The organism is Leptolyngbya sp. AS-A5, from assembly GCF_039962495.1.
Lineage (GTDB): Bacteria > Cyanobacteriota > Cyanobacteriia > Leptolyngbyales > Leptolyngbyaceae > Leptolyngbya.
In genome coordinates this window covers 371692-389195 of record NZ_JAMPLL010000003.1, presented here as the reverse complement: position 1 = coordinate 389195, position 17504 = coordinate 371692, and the positions used below count along the sequence as shown (strand labels likewise).

The window sequence follows — 17504 nt, the reverse complement described above, 5'->3', positions numbered from 1 at the left end:
GTTCATTAACCGGGTTGTAACGTTGATTCAGAAATTTTGGCGAATCCATGAGCGTTGAAACTGCCGCTTGCTATTTGCAATCTTCTCTGCGGCAGAAAACCCCAAAAATTGATATGACAAACGATACAGTAGAGGAGCAGCATTGCCAGACGGCAGGAATCGAGCTTCGCTCCGCTGGATCTGAGAAATAATTTGAAGTGCCCAAGTTGGATCAGAGAGCCAAATTATCCGAGCGCACTCAAACCGAGCCTGATTAATTGCAGTCTGACGTGGCTCTGTCAATTGAGCGATCGCTTTCAAATGCTGCTCAACTTGGTCTTTTATCACGAGGCGATATCGCTGGGTTCTAAGTTTATCCCGCTTACAGACGGTTTCTTCGCTCCACTGTCGATAAACCGATCCCGCAGGCTCAAAGTATTTGAACTTTTTGTCTGCCATCAGAAGTCTTAGGTAAAGCTCATGTTCTTGACAACAGGGTTGATCCACTTTCCAGCCGCCCACATCGAGTAAGGCTTGCTTTCGCCAGAGTGGGCTGCCTGTTTGGGGAAGATACCAGCGAGCAAGCAAAATCCAGGGGTCATGAGGTTCAGGAATCACTTCAACTTCGCGATGAGATGTATCATCTTGCCAATACTCATAGATTGAAGGGCTGTAAAGAATATCAGCCTGCGGAACTTGAGCGAGATGGTTCACTTGCTGCTCAATTTTCTGAGGAAGGAGGTAGTCATCTGCATCAAGATATTGCAGCCAGTTTCCGGTACTCAGTTCAAGTAGACGATTTCGGGCTGCGTTTCCGCCTCGATTCGGTTGTGTTTCCCATCGAATGCGATCTCCATAACTCCGAATGATCTCTAAACTGCGATCGCTCGAACCATCATCGACCACAATCACTTCGGTATGCGGATAGGTTTGGTTGAGAGCGCTCTCGATAGCTTGAGTAATCCAGCGATCGGCGTTGTAGCAGGGAATGAGAATACTAACCTTGGGAAGCATCGTTGAAATCTCGACAGTAAAAACTGAATGGTTCACCATATTCAGTTCGTTGAGCGAAAGGACGATCGCTAGCTTTCAGAGTTGTCTTATACGAACACAAGCTCGTGCCAAGTTCAAATTCCTAAAGCAATCAATCCTGGAAACAGATTTAGTAGAGCTTTCTACTAATAGAAAACAGCTTATTCAATTGATGAAAGCGCAGATTCGTAGACCTGCTGAGTTTTTTGTCCGATCGTGTCCCAATCGAGTTGATCGCACGCAGTTCTAACGCGCCGGCTCAAATCTTCTAGGTTGACCTGGGTACTATTTTTGAGGGCTTGGAGCAAGCCTTCCTGATGCTGTGGTGGGTACAGTAAATCACCTGCTGTATCTAAGGTTTCAGCAATACTATGAAGGCGCGGCGCAACACTTGGTTTATCGTAAGACATTGCTAGGATTAAGCTACCTGATGTCAGAACTCGCTCAAATGGCAGAACAACAATATCCGCAGCACTAAAATAAGTCGGAATATCATTATTCTTGATGAATTTAGAATGAATGATGACATTGTTAAGTTTGGCAGCTTTCTCAATGAGACTACAGCCATATTGCTCATCTAGCGCCTTTCCAGCAATTAACAATGTGTCTTGAGCAACGTGGTGCCATGCCTGAAGCAGCCGTTCAATTCCCTTGTAGGGGCGTAACATCCCTAGAAATAAATAGATTCGTCCCTCAATCGGCAATCCTAACTGATGGCGAGCTTTCGTTTTATCGATCGCTTCCCCGTACACCCCTCGATAGTGGCCATGCGCGATCGTTACGAGTTTGGTTGGGCAAATATGATAAGTCTGTGCGATTTCAGGAACGATCTGAGCATGATGAACGATCGCACGATCGACAAGCTTCATTAAGCCTTGCTGTGTCCATCGTTCTAATCTAGGGAACCTCGCATCATGCGCGATCGTGTTGTGAATTGTCCAAACGATCCGCACTCCTGCGAGTCGAACGAGTAAGATATCTAGCAAAAATTTGATGCAGTACAAGAATTTTACCAGCCAGGTTTCTCCTTTGAGATAAGGACTGAGCCAATGAAGATGCAGAACATCAATCCGTACAGAGCTACCCTGAATTGCTCTAAATATAGGAAACACTCTGCGATAGCCAAGTGGGAATTCAACCCCAAGATTATTTTTTTCTAGCGCTTGTGATAGCAAGGATTGATAGGGATTGTCCGCCCGATAATCTGGCATCATTAACACATGCAGCGATTTCTGCTGGGTTGCGCTTTGTCCTAGTGACTTTGATTGAATCGTGGTACTCATGGCTGCAACGCTTTGAAGAATCCCTGCTGTACTAATTGACATATGCCTTCGCCATACATGAGATGCCGAATTTTGCCAACATAGTGGCGACTAGGCGCACTATTGTTGGTTCCTTCTAAATGCACATCGTAAGCAGACGGCAGCAACTCCACACCAAAACGTGAGCTACAGAGCGCATACAGGGTTTGCTCGATTCGCCAAAAATGTCCGATGATATCCGGTAGCGCTAGAAATTCTTCGATCCAATCGAGATTGAGTGACGCTTTATGGATTAATCCTAGACCTGAATTAAATCGATCGATTAACTCAAATCCGCACTGTTGCCGCACTACGTCTGCATTAGTCGTGTAGGCGTTGGCAACATCCCCATTCACGGTATTGAAGCGATAGTTTGGGTCTTCGATCCGGGTTAACAGTTCTGTCGGTTCTTCAAAAAATAAGACATCGCTATCGAGCAGCAACATGCGATCGCTTTCTAAGTACGCAGCAAAGTCGAAGACTTTAGGCGAGAGCTGATTGGCCTTGCGAAACTGTAGACAACGGGGATGATTCTCTAATAACTTCAAAACTTCCTCATCTGCTGATATGCGATGAATGAGGCGAGCATCTGGAAAGTGTTGCTGTAAAGTCGAAATTCCCTCCGAGGTTAACGTCCCATCGTCGTGGATGCAAAGTGCATATTTCCGCTGAGAATACTGATAAAAAGACTTGAGCGCCCAAACTAAATTTAGCCAATCTGAGCTAGAAGTTAAAACATGGATTTCGCAAGTCAGATCTGTTGTTCCAGAAATCGGCTGAGTACTCAAAATGCGGTGTCGAACCACATCCCGGTAGTAAGCCGTAGGTAAGCCGTGCTGATACTTTTGTTGAAGTTGCAGAACCAAACCACCGATCGACATTTTCATTCACCTATAACAACACTGAGAGCACGATTGAATCTATGCCAAAAGTAATCGCCGAGCTGTGCCATACCAGGGACGGAACCCAGATAATGCAGCAGATAACCCAACCTGCGATGTGAGTTCTCTCCAGGCTAATTCGGGCTTGCCTTGGTTTTGATAAAACCCAGCTTTGCGAACGGCAAGCCACTTCTGCTGCTCTTGAATCTCGCACTTGACCGTTTGGCGATCGCGCTCGTCTAAACACTGAAGATATTGAAGAGCCATCCGCACTTCATCTTCTCGAAATCCATATGCAATTCCTTGCTTCAATGTTTTGCTCTGTGGATGCCATCGCCAACGACCTAAAATATCAGGGATCAATTGCGGCTCGATCCCGGTTTGGAAAACGACTCGCACATAGTATTCGATATCCATTCCATAGTCATAGCTTTCATCAAAATCCCCACATTGCTCAAGCAAATGTCGTCGCATAAAGCACACATTTGAACAAGGAAAGACGTACTGAATTTCACGCTGCCACGGCGTGAGATAATCTCGGCGGTTCAATGGGCGCTGTGGTACGACATACCCTTTGAGACCCGTTTCATCAAAAATCTCCGAAACCCCTCCTAACCAATTCACACCCGGGTTTCTGAAGCTTTCTGCAACTTTTTCTAGGCTACCAGGACACAGCAAATCGTCACTGTTTAGATAAGACCAAATCTCCCCGGTGCTTCTTCTTAACCCTTTTGTAATGGCGTGGGTTTGACCTCGATCGCGCTCACTCACCCAATACGCCAGATGGTTAGAATACCGTTTGAGAATCTCAACGCTTCCATCCGTGCTGCCGCCATCAATCACAATCAGCTCTAAGTTTGAATAGTGCTGCTCCAAGACTGAACGGAGTGTTTCCTCTAAATAATCAGCTTGATTGTAAGAAGGAATGGTAATACTAATTTTAGGTAACATAAACTGATGCTGATTTGGATGTCAATACTGCACAAATGAGGATGTGCTTAAGGTATACGCATTAGATTGAAAGTCCCATTGTGCAATCTGCCCAGTGTACTGCTCAAGTTTCAATGCTTTACGCATTAAATGGCGGACTCCCGTGTACGGCTTCCACCGCTGATATCGTTCTAGATCAGCCCAAATCTTCTGATAAGCTTGCTGGCGCTCATCTGGCCATTCTCCAATCACCTGATTCATTTCATCAAAGTAAGCAGTTAGATTGTCGCGATGGCGATTTGCCTGACGGGTAAAGAAGCCGCCCAAGAGGCAGGAAACAGAAACTAAGTCTGCGTGTTGTGCAAACCGAGTCCAGAGTTCAAAATCTGCTGCGTACTTCAAATCAGTTCGTAATGGCCCAGCCTTTTCCCACAGAGAACGCCGCCAGAAAAGGCTCTCCTGCTGAATCCAACCCAATCGATCTCCTCGAAATAAGCCGTTATGGATACACTGCCGTGGATAGGGTTGCAAAGAACCAACGTGCCGAATTACCCCATTCTGAATCTGAGTGGGGCGACCGATAATCCAGTCAATCTGTGGGAATTGCTGAAAGATCTCAGCCACAACATGCAACGTCCAAGGCAGATAGATATCATCGCTGTTGATCCACGCCATAATCTCGCCTGTTGACTTTGAAAAGCCTTTATTAATGGCAAAATACTGACCCGCGTCACTTTGATGTTCCCAGTAGGCGAGGTGGTCGGAATAGCGGCTGATGATATCAACGCTCCGATCGGTGCTGCCACCATCAATCACGATGTACTCGCAATTTGGATAGTTCTGGTCGATCACCGATCGGAGCGTTTTTTCAAGAGTAAACGCATAGTTGTAGTTTGGTGAAACGATTGAGATTTTCGGATACTTTTCCAGACAAGAACCAGAAATATTAGCGATGGGCCAACTACTCAGAAACGTTAAGCCTTTATCCTCGGTGATAGCATTCATCATACTGCTCATTAATGTGCAAAAGAAGGCGATTTTGTAGTCCTACTGAAACTCATCCACAACAAAATTATTTAGCGCAGCGGCGATCGGTTAATGATACTCTTGCTCTAAAAGTTGCTGGTTTAGCTTCTGTCGTTGCTCTCGACTCGCGTAATAGTGCTCCTTCCTGAGAACGCCGTCTTCTCTTACAAAAGCCATGTTTGCTTGCGCCATCGCATTATCTAGCATCCTGTAACCGAGATCGAAGATGTCATAAATCACAAATCCTCTCTCCTTCATAAACTGAAAGCAATCGAATGCAGTGGGTCCTCCCTGGAAGAAATCGAAAAAAGAGACTTCTAGAATAATCAAGTCTGTTTTCTGCAACAGCGCAGTGGCTCCTTGGAGAACATCCAGTTCTGATCCTTGAGTGTCAATTTTGATTAGATAGGGTGCTTCTAGCTTCTTCTCTAAAACGATTTCGTCGAGCGGCAGCGCCGGAACTGCTCTTTCATAGCCATTGACATCTGAATCCTCATCTTCTTTGTAGATTGATGATCCAACTAAGTCTGGATGGACATTGATTGTAATCTCACCGCGCTGAGCAGTAGCGGCAGCTAACACATACTCAGCATGTTCTAGATCCTGAATCCATTGTTCGAGGTAGGGAACATTCTCTTCCAAAGGTTCAATCAAAAGGTGGTGAGCTTGCGGGAAAGCGCGATATAGCTCAGGCGTACCTGTGGCAGCTCCAACATCAATCACGGTTTTCGGAGCAAGTCCGTTTTGAATTGCTTGATTTAAGCAACCATCAAAAGAAGTGCGATCGACGGTTAGACTCTGAACCTGAGCGCGGTGAATCTCAAGCCCTGCATGACGAAACGCTTTTTTTATCAACCGTTGTGGAAACTGTTTGAAATCAATCATGGTTAGGTTGTAGTCGTGGTTAGTACCGCGGAAGAGTTTAAGCTTGAACCGAGAAGCTGCTGGTAAAGCTGAATGTGCCGCTGTGCTTGAAGTGTAAGACTGTATTCCTCTAGAGCAACTGCGCGACAGGACTGGCTAAGCTTTTGTCTGACGGCATGATCCTCTAAAAGTGAAGCAATTCCTTGACTTAAATCGACCGCGTCTTCAGCAGCAGCTAAGTAACCTGTTATCCCTGGACGAACCAAGTCCGGTACGCCGCCGACGTTGAAGGAAATGGTGGGAGTACCACAGGCAATACTTTCCTGTAACACCAGGGGCGAGTTATCAGCGCGAGTTGGAAACACAAACAGGTCTGATGCAGAATAAACTACTGCTTTTAGGGGTTCATGCTCGATGTAACCCAACTGGAGAATCTGAAACTCCCTCAGTTCCTTTTCAAGCCCCACTTTTCGTCCACCCATCGCCAGCAGCACAATCTCAGATCGAAGAGACTGCGGAATATGCTGCAACGCTTTAATCAAAAGATCCATTCCTTTACGGCGATCGTTTAAGTCAGCGGCTGAGATCAGGAGTACACGTTTATTTGCAGGAATTCCAAGCAAATCTTTGCAGGTCGCCGCATTGAGCGGTTTAAAAAGATTCGTATCGAGTCCATGAGGAATGTAGTGAATCGGAAGATGATTGAACAGACTCGTTTGGGCAAGCTCTGTCATCCAACGACTAGGAGCAACAAACGCCAAGTTTGAGTGATGATAAACCCATTCCTTCAACTTCCACTCAAGATGGGTACTATCATAGCGAACAGCAGGTGCAGTTTTAGGATAAGGACACCGACCGCAGCCAGTTTGCCAGCGGGTGCAATCGTAGCTATAAGCACAATGACCCGTGAGCGCCCACATATCATGCAGCGTAAGGATCGCTGGCTTCTGCTGAGTTAAGGTTGGGATTGCTAGATAGTTAAAAAAGCCACTGTGAATAATATGAAGATGAAGCACATCTGCATCCTGATACGCTTCCAAATCTCTAATCTTGAAGCTACCCACTCGATGGATATCGTTTAAGCCAATGCGCTGAGTCCATCGCTGAATCTGTCTTTCTAACCGAGGGGATTGAGGAATTTCCAAGCTCTCAGAAGATTCTAGGGTTTTCATTTTGCAAAGAATCTGGCTTGCAATGCCTTGCTCCTGTAACCCCTGATGCAGGCGATACATCGCGATCGCCCCGCCGCCGCCTCGATGTAAATCGCTATAGTTAATCTGTAGTACTTTCACAAGTGGGAATCAAGTAGAGAATTGTAGAAGAGCAGATTAGAAGATCAGTTGTGGAATCACGAATGTTGCGGTTGCCTTTATCTAAGCAGATGCAGTTCTGGTCGCTTGAAATTCTTGACAAGCTAACGCCTTTCTTGTCTCGAATAGCGCTAGACCCTTCTTTCTACTGCCAAGGCGCAAGCTTGAGCCGTCAGCTAAATAACCATATTTTGAGTTTGCAAATCCCAGTAGCAGGCATACCGACCGTGTTGATTCATCAGTGCCCTGTGATTACCGCTTTCTACGATCTGTCCTTTCTCCAAGACAATAATTTGATCCGCTTCAGCGATCGTAGAGAGGCGATGAGCAATGACAATGACAGTTCGATCCTTTTGAAATCTAGCAAGAGCTTGCTGAATTAATCGCTCGGATTCGCTATCTAACGCGCTAGTTGCTTCATCCAAAATCAAAATCTCAGGCTGTTTCAAAACTGCTCTAGCTAATGCTAATCGTTGTCGTTGTCCACCTGACAGACGATAACCCCGTTCACCCACAATAGTGTCGTAACCCTCCGGCATTTCCACAATGAAGTGATGAGCCTGAGCTGCTTTAGCAGCCTCAATGACTGCTTCAGGCGTTGCCTCTGGTGCGCCATGCCGCAGATTATCCAAGATACTACTATTGAAAATAAAGGTATCTTGACTGACAACTCCAATTCGTTGTCGCCAAGCTGCCTGATTGTAGTACTCCAAAGGTTTGCCATTGACGATGATCTGCCCCAGATTTGGCTGATACAATCCGATTAATAGATCAACGATCGACGATTTACCCGCCCCCGATTGTCCTACCAGTGCCGTGACCTGATTTTTAGGAATCGTGAAGCTTAGATTTTGCAGCACAAAGTTTTCGTCATTCGTGTACGAAAGGCTAACCTGCTTGAAGTTAATATCAGTTTGCAGTAACTCGAAGTTTTCGCCTCCCATTGTTACGAACTGCTTATTACGTCTGTCTAAGATTGTACTGAGTCTTTGAAGATTTGCGCTGTTGTCAGCGAGTTGAGTGAAGGCTCCAGCAACTCCTCGTAGACGGATTGCTAATCGCTGTAAGGTTAACAAAAAGGTAAGGAGTAAGGGTAAGATGCTTTCGGGTGTACTGCTGATCACCATCGTAAGGCTGGCTAGAACTGCCAGTGCGATCACAGGTAGCACATCGAAAATCGGCTCTGGCAGATAAAAGACTTTGGCTCGTTTCTGGAGCTGTGTCTGCACGTTATGAAGCAACTGGAACGTTTCTGCGATCGCACGTTGCTGAGTACCGAACGTATGAAGCAATCTGAGCGCCTGAATGTTCTCTGTCATATGCTTAGACAACTCCACTTGAGCAGAGTTGAGCCGGAAAGCAGCAGATCGCAGTTGAGGAAGTAATCGTTGTTGTACTCCAATCACCACAAGTGCTAATAATACAGCGACTAGGGCAAGAGCAGGAGATAGCTGAATCAGAACCAAAGCATAAACGCTGGAGAATGTGAGGCTGACAATCAGCTCATTCACCGTCTGAATCTGGCGATTCACAGTCATTGCTGCGTCATTCACAAACATTACTAAGTCGCCCACTTTGTATTGGCTTGCACACGCAAAGCTGAACGACATAATTTGCTCGAAAATTCGTCCTGTGACTTGGGGTTGTGCTCTTGCTGATAGATAAGCTGTACTCAATTTATTAGTGTAGCCGCTGAGCGCGAGTAGAATTTGTAAGAGAACAGCGCATCCCAATAATGCGAGAAATTGTTGAGATTGAGTTAGAGAGAAAGCCGATAGCAATTGCTTTAGAAATTGGGGTTGTTGGCTCTGTTGTCCTTGAGAAAGGATAGAAACAGCCAGGTAGATGACGCCTAGAGTGCTTCCTTCTAGCACAGCACTAAGCAGATTTGCGACTAGATTAATCGCGAGTAAACCCCAATTCTGATAAGCGATCGCTGTAATCAAACGATAAGCGGGTAAATTGAGTGTTGTTCTGAGTTTTTGCAACCTGAAAGTCTCCTCTTACTGTAGGGCTTGAACTACTGTCTTGTGTTAGCGAACTGAGATAGCAAACAGAGCAATTTAAGCTTCTAATTTTTTGTCACACCTTCTCCGTCATTCGGCTTCTTTCAACGATGTTGAGAAGAAGTTACGCTGAAGAGACTGAGATCTACAGACCGTCAAAGCCCCTTTCCAAGAGAGAATTATTGAGTTGATTAAGCCATAAACTTCTATGTTTTATTTTACGGCTTGTTGATCTTGAATCAGGAGAATCCTAAAGCAAATCGCTAGTGGTCAATTAGACAGAACTTACAGAAAATTTGCAGTTTGCTTTGGACTCAGTAGATTATTTTATCCAAGAAATTGTTGAATTATTTAATTTAATCGTCATGATTCTGGTGCTTAAAACAAGAGCTATTTGGCTGGTTTTCGCTTCGCGATCGCCATCACAACGTAGTAGTAGATCGTGAACAAAATTGTTGAAAAAATTTGCCCTCCCCAAGGGCCATGCCAAAACTCAAATGCGGATCGTCCCCAGTAAGCTTCGGACATGGCAAGTAACATAATCCGTGGTACATTCGCGATAAAGGCTAAAACAATCCCGATCGCCATCATCAATGTGATTTTGATTGGACTTTGTTTAAGAAACAATCCCAGTACAAAACTGGCAACCGCTAAAATTGTTGCCATATCAAATCCACTACAGCCCCAATTTACATCGACCGTCTTTCCTGCCAGCGTGATCCAGGTTTCGTTCTGAACGGCAGCATGACCGATCGCGTTGAGTCCTCCAGTTCCGCTCCATGCCATAAAGTTTTCCAGCATTCTGGGGGGCGTGAACACTTGCCACAAGTTTTTTGCAACCGCAGTCGGCTGAGGGAATAGTCCAAGTCCAAGTAGGGCGATCGGCAATGGATAGCGACGAAAGAAAGGCAGTCCCCAACTGCTTAGCGCAATTCCAATTAGGATCAGGATGAAGATCAATCGTTGCGCCCATTCGGAGAAGAAGCCCAGCGGGGATAGAACAATTCCGCAGCCAATTATAATGTGTCCGAGTAAGCGATCGTCCTCAGAGGCCGCGAGAACCGTGATTTGCTTTCGTTGTTGCCAAAGACGATAGCTGCCGAGTCCGATCATGATTGCCATCAACACGCTTGCCGAACCGTGAAAGGATCGAACAATCAAATTAAACAACCAGACCGGAAAATAAGCCGCTCCAACCAGTAATCCTCCTGCAACGAGACGAGTATGTAGAGTCTTGATACTTGCTCGCCAGAGATGGTGCGCGATCGCTTTTAGTTTCACAGAGTTGATCGCGCTTGCTTTTTGCCAGTTCATGATGATTTCCCAAGCAAATCGGGACTAATGTTTGCGGCTCAGTTGCAGCCCGATTCGTCCTAAGCAGAGTAGTCCTAATCCCACCACCGCTAGGTTTCCGACGGTCGAAGCTCCTGTTTTAATTACGGTACGCTTCGCATTCTCTTTAACGGTTGAAGCTTGCCCAGTCAGTTGATTCGAGACTCGCTTAATGTCTTCTAAGCTGACATTTGCACCGAGCGAAGCTGGGTTTGCTTGAGCGTTGCGGAGTTGGGTTTGCAGTTGGGAAGCTTGGGAGTCGATCGTAGAAACCGCTTGCTGTTGTAAAGATAAAGTATCACTGATTGCAAGAAAGCAAGACAGTAAATAAACTATACCGATCGCTAAACAAAACGTCGAAAACTGTCTGAGCCGACGACGTGCGCCAATGCTGCCGAAGATTGTTAGGGCAACTCCCAGAATGAAGATCAAACTACGATCGCTAAATTGTTGCAGAAATCCAACGCGCCATTCGATGCTGCTGAGTTGAAGTGGAAGCAGCACGATGAGCATATCGATCGCGAAACCCACTAGACAGACGAGACCGACAACTTGAGCGATACCTTTACCCGTCGGAGCCGATGCAATTTTTTGAGGAGCCGAAGAAAGAGAAGCCATAACTTAAGAATAAAAGGGATGAGATGAGAAGTGTGAAGAGACGAATCCTGATGTAGGTTTAGGAACGCTTTACAAGACGAAGGTTCACTAAACGCACGGTATTGTGTCACTCTGAGAGGGACAGTTAGACAACACAGCCGACTCTCAGAGTGTGGGATTAGAAAGCGACTTAAGCCTTTACTTCTGCCGTTTCTACTTCGGTTACTGCTTCACCTTTGCGCTTGCGAAGAGCAGCAACACCGAATCCAATCAAGCTAGGTAATAGTGCAGGGGTCGGAACAGCAGTAATTGACCCTGAGAAACTTGCAAAACCTGGAGCGTTTGCATTCCCCTGCGACGTAATCGAACCAGTGCCCGCGCTCAAAAGTTGGCCTAAGACCAGGGGATCTCCGTTGACTCCTGTTCCGGTAGTGCGGAAGAACGAGCCTCTAAATTGCGCAATTTGAGACTGAGTGTTATAAGTTAACTGCTGCACTACAAAGGCAACGTTAGGATTTCCAGCGATGCCAGGAGCGTTGATCCCAGAAAGAAGGACATTGGCAGGGACAAAGTTAGGAACGGGTACTGTGCTCGCGAAGTTGCGGACTTGACCTGATCCACTAAGCAAGATGTCTAGAATACGGGGTGGGGGTGGAGATTGATTCGGAACTGTTTGGGTTCCCAGGAAACTCCCTGTGCTTGCAGTAGGACGTACGATTTGCCCTGTCATATTTCCTGGCGGGGGGTTATCGCTGAAGAAGTTTAGACGATTTTGAGCGTTGTTAAACTGAACACCTCCATTTGGGATGCTCGTGAAATTGAGGACACTGCCGTATTGCAAACCTGCCGCATGAGCAGGTTGGACTGCAACAGTAGCGGCAGTAAGGGTCGCGGCAGCGGTAGCTGCTCCTAAGAATGCCGATTTGAGTTTCATTGCTTTCTCTACTTCAATGATTAGATGTTCATTAACAAAGTGTCGAACAGAGCCAAGAGCTATCAAGACATAAGAAGCGGTGAAGCTGCTTCTATTCAGGTCAACGAAGGCAATGAATGAAAGCTCTTTACCTTCGACTCCAGGCAGAGAAACCAAGTCACTTGCCCTGATAGCGGGATGCACCAGCGGTAGAAGCAAAACACCTGATTCCCTGGGTGGAAATCACGAAGCGCTGCTGATTTCCTTGCCTGAATTCTAGTAAAAAGCTTATAGAGCCTTAGGTAAAACCTTGGAAACGCAGGGAAATCTCAATGAATCAGCAGAATCCGTAGCTTTACTCGCTTTTGCAACATTGCCACACTTCCCACCGACCGTATAACACTGAGAACTGCGATCGTAATTCCACTGACACACTTTACGCACCCTTCTGGAGTCGTTCCGGATAGATTGGATGTAGCGTAAAAGATTTAACCGACTTCTCCAGATATCAATCGAACGCAAACGGGACTCAATCAAGCTCTGCAAAACCCAGAGCGTTAGCAAACCATACCTAAGTGAAATCATTACAGTCCGGGGGCAAGAATTGAGGAAGCTAGGATAACCAACTATGTCGTTCAAATGCAGTTGTTTCTATGGTGCTGAAGTTGAGCTCTAGCATTAATTTGCTATTAATCAACTAGGCAAAAATGCAGCTTGAAACAATCGTTCTGGCTCCTACAAAAGCTAAACGTTGAAAACCCTGAAACTTCTTCTTGTTAACTCTTTGTCGAACACTATTTCTTTTAATTCAAATAGTCTCAACTCAAAGGACAGATGCAGTGAAGGCGAGAGCGATTTAGAGCGCTCGACCAAAACAACCCGGAAAACTCTACAAAAACAATGATTGATAATCAAATTCATTCCACTCAGCATAGAAATTCACTGCTGCTGATCGAAATCGAGCAATTATCTTATTGTTTGTAGGATTACCTGCGGCTGCTGGAGAATAATGTACAGAACTTTTGCGGTAATGATCCCATGCCGTAATCTTACACACGGTTTCTTTATATACAGCTTGCTTTTCATAAAAGGCTAATAAAGTCGCAACGACTTCACGCAGATTTACCCTGATTAGAAGACTTAGAGCAAATGAAAACAGGACTTTGACGCTGATAAAACTCAAATTAACTTTAACTTCACCAAAGCTTCTTAGTCTCTAAAATCGTGGCGCACGATTCGTCATAATCCGAGTTTTTTACGTAGGTAATCCTGATCCAGACCTCGGCATCTGTATAAAAGAGGGAGCGACTTGCTATTGTCCCTTCCCTATTTGTCCTTGTATAACGATGCGCCTCCTCACCCTGTTACAGCTTTCTACCGCCGCGACCTGTCCGCTTCTCCTGCTCTCGCTGCCCAAATTGGGTGCTCAGCCTGTAACACCCTCAGATTCACTTAAACCCGAAGAAAATAACGATTTTCAATCCTTTTTACGTTCTGCTGCGATCACTGCACCCACTCCAAGCGTTGCTCCTCCAAACGTTACCGCCCGAGCGACGATCGCAGCGCCTCAATTTAGTACAAAACTTAGTGTAAAACCCGTCACTGCTCCTCCAGCGGCCACCGTTAAATCTCAAGCGAAGCCTGTTACGAAGCCCGCTGCTCCTGCAATCCGGCCTAATTTCACTCAGCGACCCGATTTCTCCTGGGATCGAATCATCGAACGCTCTTTACCTGCCTCGCTGCTAAGCCGTCCCGCCTCACCCATTGCCGCCAAAAAAGCGATCGCCTCTCCAAATCAAGTCAAAGCTTCAAAACCAGGACCGAAACAAGCCCAAACTCCGCGTCAATTAAACACACCCTTAATCACCGCAATTCCACCTACACTCAATGATTCTTCCGCAGTAATACCCCCGATCGACACCCCTTATGTCTTAGGAACAGGCGACACAATTCAGCTTACCGTTGTCAATGTGCCAGAGTTCAGCGGACAACAGCAAGTTGGAACAGATGGATCAATCCTGCTTCCGGTTGTGGGTCGAGTCGGTATTGCTGGATTAAGTGTCCCAGAAGCCGAAGCAACGCTCGCCAATCGGCTCTCGCGAGAATTGCGCCGTCCCCGCATTCTGATCACTGTACTCAAATCTCGACCGCTCCGAGTTGGCATTGCTGGAGAGATTAAGCAACCCGGATTCTATACCATGTCAGCAGCAGATGCGATTCAAGCTCCCAGTATTGTGCAAGCGATTCAACAGGCTGGTGGAGTCACGCTTTCGGCAAATCTACAGCGGGTGGAAATTCGACGACGTGATCGCGTCAAAGGAACACAGAAAATCACGGTCAACCTCTCGGAAATTGCTCAAACCGGAGACCTCAGCCAAAACCTTTCACTGCGCGATGGTGACTCGATCTTTATTCCGACGGTCGATGCGATCGATTTAGCCGCGATCGGACAGCTCGCAGAGTCGAACCTCGCCACCACTGGACAAGCGATCAATGTTGCCTTAATCGGTGAAGTCACTCGACCCGGCGCTTACAAAATGGAAGGTGCGAAAGAGGGGGGCAGCCGTCCGACCCTCACCCAAGCGATTCAGCAAGCCGGTGGAATTACGGCTGACGCAGATTTACGCCAAGTCCAAGTGCGACGACTAACTCGCAGCGGTAAACCACAGTTGATCAGCTTGAACCTGTGGCAACTGCTTCGAGAGGGCGATCTGAGTCAAGACCTGCTGTTGCAGCCTGGAGATACCATTCGTCTGGTCAAAGCGCCAGACATGAGCGCAGAAGACCTGATTCAACAAGGAAACGCAAACGTTTCACCAGGTGCGATTCGCGTCAACGTCCTCGGTGAAGTGAAAGGAGCCGGAGCCGCGCAGCTCCCTCCGAACTCCACGCTGAATCAGGCTATCCTTGCCGCAGGTGGACTCGATCGCCGTGCTGCCAAAACGGTAGAACTCATTCGCCTCAATCCCAACGGAACGGTCACTCGGCGATCGATTCGCATCGATCTCAGTCGCGGCATTGATCCAGTGAACAATCCTGTCCTTCGGAACAACGATGTCATCGTCGTGGGTCGATCGGGCTTCACGAAGTTCTCTGATGGGCTTTCAGATGTTCTGTCACCGATTTTCCGTTTGCTCCCACTCCAACTCCTGTTCTGACATGATGCAATCTCCCCAGTCGAACTCGCTATCTACCATACGCAACGGCAGTACCCCAGCTAAACCCCTCTCGGTTTCTCCTCCCGGTAGCTCCCCCAACAAACCCGAAGAAAAAGATTTTCGGCAGCATCTTCAAATGGTGCGGCGGCGCTGGCTTGCGATGTCTACAGTCGGCATCGCTGCTTTTTCATTTTTTGTCTGGAGAACCTTAACGACTCAGCCGGTGTATGAAGGGGGCTTTCGACTGTTAGTTGAGCCGATTAATCAGCCGAATCGGAATATCTCTAGTCTTACGGGTGATCGACCTGCTTCTGAAAACTATGACTACGACACTCAAATCCAGGTGCTACAAAGTCCTGAACTTCTATTTAAAACGATCGAACGGTTAAAACCTCTACAACCTCAACTCAGCTATAGGGTGGTTCGGAGTGGATTGACCATCAAGCGTGTTCCTAGAACAAAGATTCTTGAAATTCGATATCAGAGCGGCAATTCAACCGAAATTCGTGCCGTTTTAGAACAGCTATTGAAAGATTATTTAGCTTACAGCGTCAACGAACGACAATCTGATCTCAACCAAGGATTGAAATTTGTTGAATCTCAAGTTGCGTCTGCTCAAGGTCGAGTTGATCAATTGCAGCGTCAACTTCAGGCGTTTCGTCAAAACTATCAGTTGATTGAACCAGACAGCGCGGGTGGACAGGTCACGGCGCAAGCCGACCAAATAAAACAGCGACGATCGACGCTAGAGCAGGAAATTAGGAGCGCGAGGGCATCAATTGATAGTTTGCGGGGTGAAACGGGCGCGATCGTGGCGTTGAACAATAGTCAGACGTATCAAGCCCTGATTCAGCAACTCCAAGGAATCGAATCGAAAATTGCTTTAGAATCAACTCGATTTGGTGATGAGAGTGCTGCAATTCAAGATCTCAAAGATAAACGAGGAAATTTACGGGGCTTGTTGCGCGAGGAAGCGAGAAAAGCGATCGGATTCAAAGCAGCGGAACTCCTGACTCAACTGCAAGGGCTAGAAATGCAGCAGCAAGCGCTTGTTCAATCCGAGCGAGCTTTGAGCCAGCAATTTCAGCAACTTCCAGTCTTATCGCGGCAGTATACGGATCTTCAGCGAGAACTTAAAATTGCCACGACAAGCTTAGAGCGATTCTTAGAGACTCGTGAGAAGCTACAAGTTGAAGCTTCTCAGAAAAAGCTGCCTTGGCAAGTGATGGAACCTCCACCCGCCCAAGCAGCCTTGGTATCTCCGAATGTGAGTCAGGATCTAACCACGGGTGCCGCGATCAGTGTGGCGCTCGCGATCGCGGCTGCCTTACTGTTAGAGAAAGTTGATGCCAGCTACCGCAACGTGGGCGATCTGAAGAAAGCTTCTGCTGTCCCCGTTCTCGGTCAGATTCCGCACGAGCCGATGATTCAAACCGAGCGCGAGTGGAAACTGTTGCCACAGCGGACTAAAAAATCGAAGAAAGGCAAGAAGAAGCGGATCAAACGTCTGGAAGACTCCACAGGAACAGTGCTTTCCCTGCCGATTACATCTTTTCACGAAGATGCTGATCCAGAGGATGTGTCTGAGTTCTCGGAAGCCTTTAGAATTTTGAGAGCCAATCTCCAGCAGCTAAATCCGGGCCATCCGGTGCGATCGCTGGTCGTGAGTTCTGCGGACGTGGGCGATGGCAAATCCACTGTTGCGCTGTATCTGGCACAAACGATCGCGGAAATGGGGCAGCGGGTGTTGCTGGTCGATGCTGATTTTCGTCGATCGCAGCTTCAGAAGAGATTACAGCTATCTGACGATCGGGGGCTAAGTCAAGTCTTGTTTGAAAATGTCGAAGTGCAAGATGTAATTCAGCAGCCGTTTGCGGATCTTCCGTTCTATGTGTTAGGCAAAGGCAGCAATGTTTCTGACCCGGTGCGAGTATTGACTTCGCCTCGAATGCCTGAGTTGAAGCTGAGCCTTACGCAATCCTTTGATTTTGTGGTCTATGATGCGCCGCCGCTGGATGATATTGCTGATGCGATGTTACTGACTCCGCACACGGATGGGTTGCTCTTAGTCGTTCGGCTTCAGAAAACGGAACGGGTGTTGGTCACGAAAACTCTGGATAATTTGGCTGTCTCTGGCATTCCCGCATTGGGGATTGTCGTGAATGATATTTAATT

At 46.9% G+C, this 17504-nt stretch carries 13 protein-coding genes; 2 read left to right on the top strand and 11 right to left on the bottom strand.

Annotated elements, in window-relative coordinates; translation table 11 throughout:
* Nucleotides 1-27: 27 nt before the first annotated feature.
* The 11 genes from NC980_RS06420 to NC980_RS06370 form a co-directional block, all read right to left on the bottom strand.
* Nucleotides 28-993, bottom strand: a complete 966-nt coding sequence (locus NC980_RS06420) for a glycosyltransferase (RefSeq protein WP_190377941.1) — start codon at nt 991-993, stop codon at nt 28-30.
* Nucleotides 994-1172: 179 nt separating this feature from the next.
* The gene (locus NC980_RS06415; RefSeq protein WP_242027064.1) at nt 1173-2336 is read right to left on the bottom strand and encodes a glycosyltransferase; all 1164 of its coding nucleotides are present in this window, start codon (nt 2334-2336) and stop codon (nt 1173-1175) included.
* Complete coding sequence (locus NC980_RS06410) at nt 2291-3193, bottom strand: hypothetical protein (protein WP_190377940.1); 903 nt, start codon at nt 3191-3193, stop codon at nt 2291-2293. The genes NC980_RS06415 and NC980_RS06410 overlap by 46 nt, the downstream gene beginning before the upstream one ends.
* 39 nt (nt 3194-3232) lie before the next feature.
* Nucleotides 3233-4144: a glycosyltransferase family 2 protein gene (locus tag NC980_RS06405; RefSeq protein ID WP_190377939.1), complete on the bottom strand. Its 912-nt coding sequence runs from the start codon at nt 4142-4144 to the stop codon at nt 3233-3235.
* A gap of 21 nt (nt 4145-4165) precedes the next feature.
* Nucleotides 4166-5131 (bottom strand): glycosyltransferase family 2 protein, encoded by a 966-nt coding sequence (locus tag NC980_RS06400; protein ID WP_190377938.1) that lies wholly within the window; start codon nt 5129-5131, stop codon nt 4166-4168.
* A gap of 87 nt (nt 5132-5218) precedes the next feature.
* Complete coding sequence (locus tag NC980_RS06395) at nt 5219-6034, bottom strand: FkbM family methyltransferase (RefSeq protein WP_190377937.1); 816 nt, start codon at nt 6032-6034, stop codon at nt 5219-5221.
* 2 nt (nt 6035-6036) lie between these two features.
* Nucleotides 6037-7305 (bottom strand): glycosyltransferase, encoded by a 1269-nt coding sequence (locus NC980_RS06390; protein ID WP_190377936.1) that lies wholly within the window; start codon nt 7303-7305, stop codon nt 6037-6039.
* Nucleotides 7306-7499: 194 nt separating this feature from the next.
* Nucleotides 7500-9311, bottom strand: a complete 1812-nt coding sequence (locus NC980_RS06385) for an ABC transporter ATP-binding protein/permease (RefSeq protein WP_190377935.1) — start codon at nt 9309-9311, stop codon at nt 7500-7502.
* A gap of 408 nt (nt 9312-9719) precedes the next feature.
* Nucleotides 9720-10643 carry a cyanoexosortase C gene (crtC, locus tag NC980_RS06380; RefSeq protein ID WP_190377934.1) on the bottom strand — a complete coding sequence of 308 codons (924 nt, stop codon included), beginning with the start codon at nt 10641-10643 and terminating at the stop codon, nt 9720-9722.
* 24 nt (nt 10644-10667) lie between these two features.
* The gene (locus NC980_RS06375) at nt 10668-11279 is read right to left on the bottom strand and encodes an HpsJ family protein (protein ID WP_190377933.1); all 612 of its coding nucleotides are present in this window, start codon (nt 11277-11279) and stop codon (nt 10668-10670) included.
* Between the two features lie 169 nt (nt 11280-11448).
* The gene (locus tag NC980_RS06370; protein WP_190377932.1) at nt 11449-12192 is read right to left on the bottom strand and encodes a PTPA-CTERM sorting domain-containing protein; all 744 of its coding nucleotides are present in this window, start codon (nt 12190-12192) and stop codon (nt 11449-11451) included.
* Between the two features lie 1325 nt (nt 12193-13517).
* Between NC980_RS06370 and NC980_RS06365 the strand changes: the two genes are divergently transcribed.
* A complete protein-coding gene (locus tag NC980_RS06365) occupies nt 13518-15329 on the top strand; it encodes an SLBB domain-containing protein (RefSeq protein WP_190377931.1) in 1812 nt (603 codons plus the stop codon).
* A gap of 1 nt (nt 15330) precedes the next feature.
* Nucleotides 15331-17502, top strand: coding sequence for a polysaccharide biosynthesis tyrosine autokinase (locus tag NC980_RS06360; RefSeq protein WP_190377930.1), 2172 nt, complete (start codon nt 15331-15333; stop codon nt 17500-17502).
* The last annotated feature ends 2 nt before the right edge of the window (nt 17503-17504 follow it).